General features: G+C 69.4%; 3 protein-coding genes. 2 read left to right on the forward strand and 1 reads right to left on the reverse strand.

Features of this window, described 5'->3' with window-relative positions; all coding sequences use genetic code 11:
- The first annotated feature begins 279 nt into the window (after positions 1 to 279).
- Positions 280 to 1104, forward strand: a complete 825-nt coding sequence (locus tag ACFWTE_RS29360) for a hypothetical protein (RefSeq protein ID WP_378783173.1) — start codon at positions 280 to 282, stop codon at positions 1102 to 1104.
- 68 nt (positions 1105 to 1172) lie between these two features.
- Here ACFWTE_RS29360 and ACFWTE_RS29365 read toward each other — a convergent pair whose 3' ends face one another.
- Complete coding sequence (locus ACFWTE_RS29365) at positions 1173 to 2264, reverse strand: NAD-dependent epimerase/dehydratase family protein (protein WP_378783174.1); 1092 nt, start codon at positions 2262 to 2264, stop codon at positions 1173 to 1175.
- Between the two features lie 78 nt (positions 2265 to 2342).
- On the opposite strand from ACFWTE_RS29365, the gene ACFWTE_RS29370 reads away from it, so the two are divergent.
- Complete coding sequence (locus ACFWTE_RS29370) at positions 2343 to 2804, forward strand: MarR family winged helix-turn-helix transcriptional regulator (protein WP_378783175.1); 462 nt, start codon at positions 2343 to 2345, stop codon at positions 2802 to 2804.
- Positions 2805 to 2884 lie beyond the last annotated feature (80 nt).

Below are 2884 nucleotides of genomic sequence, written 5' to 3' on the forward strand. Positions count from 1 at the left end.
GAGTAGCGCAGGTCAGCCCGGGTCTGGCTGTCCAAGCGTGGTCGGCGCAGCGAGAGGCAGCCTGGCGGTTGCGAGCCCGGAATGATCCGCGGAACGCGGCCTAGCACCGGCTCCGGCGGGCCCGACCACTCCTGCGGCAGGAGGGTCGGGCCCGTTCTCGTACCCCGGACCACGAAACAGCACTTCACAGACATAACGATCACTCACACATACCAATGAGTAGCCCTGTGTAACGTGTGACTCGTGGCAATCTCCCCAGAGCATCAGATATACGCAGAGTTGTTCGCCGACGCACCGGACATGGCGGTCGGCTTCCTGCGGGACCTCGGCGTCAACGTTCCCGACCACGACCGGAGCGAGGTCACCTCCTGCGACCTCGGCCACGTCGATCCGGTCGAACGCCGTTCCGACGTCGCGATCATGCTGCGCGGACCCGGCCCGCAGGGCCGGTCCGACAACCTGATGGGCATCGTCGTGGAGGTCCAACGCGACCAGAAGGAGCGCAAACGCTTCACCTGGCCCGAATACGTGGCCGCACTGCGGTCGAGACACGAGTGCCCGGTCACGCTCCTGGTGGTCTGTCCGAAGCAGTCCGTGGCCGACTGGTACGCCGAACCCATCCACCTCGGCCATCCCGGTTTCGTCCTGCGCCCCCTGGTGGTGGGGCCGGACGACATCCCGGTCGTCACCGAACCGGGGACGGTCGCCGCATCCCCGGCCCTGGGCGTACTGTCGGCGGCGGCACACGGTCACAGAAGGACAGACGTGCTGGACGCCCTGCACAGCGGCCTGAGCGTCATCGACCCGGAAAAGGCGGCGAAGTACATTGGATACTCGCTGCACCTGCTCGCCGACACCAACGGACAGAAGGCACTGGAGACACTCATGATGGCGGACACGTACGAGTACAGCAGTACCTGGGCCGACAGTCTCAGGGCCGAAGGTGAAGCCGACATGCTCCTGAGGGTCCTCGGGGCCAAGGGCATCGACATCTCGGATGAGGCACGCGAGCGGATCAGCCGGTGCCGCGACGTGAACCAGCTCGCCGCGTGGGCCGACAGGTCCTTGGCCATCACCAGCGTCGACGAACTGTTCGACGAGTGACCTGAGCGCGTGGTGCACCGCACCGGAAACGGGTCCGGACGCCCGGAGGCGGCCGGACCCTGCGCGGTTCAGCCGACAGTGGCCGCCCGCACCGGCCCGGCGGGGAGCGTCCCCTGCTGCCGGTACCACGCCCCCGTCGCGGCGACGGTGTCGGCGACGGAGCGGAACTCCACGCCCAGGTCGCGTTCGGCCAGGCCCGAGGTGATGTGCCGGTCCTCGCCCTCGCGCAGCACGCGCACCCCGGCACGGGTGGCCGTGGGCTCTCCTCCGCCCAGCCGGGCCTGGAGCTCCATCAGCGATGCGGCGGCCACCGCCAGCCCGGCCGGGACCGCCCGGGGGGCGCGCACACCCGTCTCGGCGGCGACCGCCCCGGTCAGCCCCGGCACGGACCTCTTGACCCCGGCCACCACGTAGCGGTCGTGCCTGCCCACCCGGGCGGCCGCCACGCACGCGAACGCCACGTCGCGGGCGTCCACCACGTAGTTGGACAGCCTGGGCACCGCCTTGACCGCCCCCTTGGCCACACCGAGGAAGAGCCGTCCCGCGGAGGTGGGCCCGGCGTCGCCCGGACCCCACATCCAGCCGGGAAGGACCACCGCGACACGGGTGGACCCGGTCCGCCCGGACCGGACCATGTCGTCCACCGCCCGCTCGGCGCGGACCTTGCTGGAGGGATAGCACTCGGAGACCTGGAGCCTCGCGTACTTCTCCGGCGGCGGGGTCGCCTCGTCGGCGGGCTGCTGCGGCCCGCGCAGCGCCAGCGTGTTGATGGAGCTGGTGTGCACGAACACCGGCACTCCGGCCTCGGCGGCCCCGCCCAGGACGAGTCGGGTCGCCGCCACGTTGACCCTCTCCAGCGGCTCGGTGAGGGAGGGGTCCTGGAAGTACTCGCGGAAGTAGGCGGCGGTGTGGAAGACCTCGTCCACTCCGGCGAAGAGGGACCGGTAGGAGTCGGGCTCGGTGACGTCCCCGGCGACCAGGCGCAGGCGGGGGTCGGCGGGGAGTAGCGTACGTGCGCGGTCCAGGTCCCGGACCAGGGCGACGACCTCCTGTCCCTGCTTCAGCAGGAGGCGCACGATGTTGCTGCCCAGGAGCCCGGTCGCGCCGGTGACCAGGGCCCTCTCCCTGGCAGGGAGGGGTGTGGTGTGGGTGTCCGCCATGGTTTCACATCCCAAATATTATATAGTTGTTCTATAATCATTACTCGTGATTATTTATGGAGTGAGGGTGACCGAGTTATGGAGAACGCGGCCGAGTGGGACACCCCCCTGTGGCACACGACCGGTTTCCGGCTGATCAAGCTGGGCGAACTGGTGCAGGCGACCACCGCGTCGATCTTCGGACCCCAGCTGATCTCCTCCCGCGAGTTCCACGTCCTGGCCGCCGCGGCGTCGATGCCCAATCCCTCCCAGAAGGAGCTCAGCCGGGTTCTCGGCGTGGACCCCAACGTGATGGTGGGGCTGATCGACAGGCTGGAGGAGGAGGGGCTGGCCACACGGGAACGCAACCCGCGGGACCGGAGGCGCTACATCGTGACGACGACGGAGAAGGCCGCGCGCGTCCTGGAGGAGGCCCGTGAGTCCGTTGCCAACGCCGAGGCGGAGTTCTTCGCCACCTTGTCGGAACAGGAGGTCAAGGCCTTGCACGAGTTGTCGGGGCGTCTGCTCGCCACCCACCCCCGGGTGACCAAGCAGGAGTAGCCGGAGAGGTGGTGTCGGGGGCCGCGGGCGGCCCCCCACACACCGGGGGGGGAAAACGGAGCAACCCAAACCCCCCGGCC

The sequence above is a fragment of the Nocardiopsis sp. NPDC058631 genome (genome assembly GCF_042716955.1).
Lineage (GTDB): Bacteria > Actinomycetota > Actinomycetes > Streptosporangiales > Streptosporangiaceae > Nocardiopsis.

Excerpts from the sequence above, each read along its gene's own strand:
- ACFWTE_RS29365 (WP_378783174.1), bottom strand. The coding sequence starts at position 2,264 with ATGGCGGACACCCACACCACACCCCTCCCTGCCAGGGAGAGGGCCCTG.
- ACFWTE_RS29370 (WP_378783175.1), top strand. The coding sequence starts at position 2,343 with ATGGAGAACGCGGCCGAGTGGGACACCCCCCTGTGGCACACGACCGGT.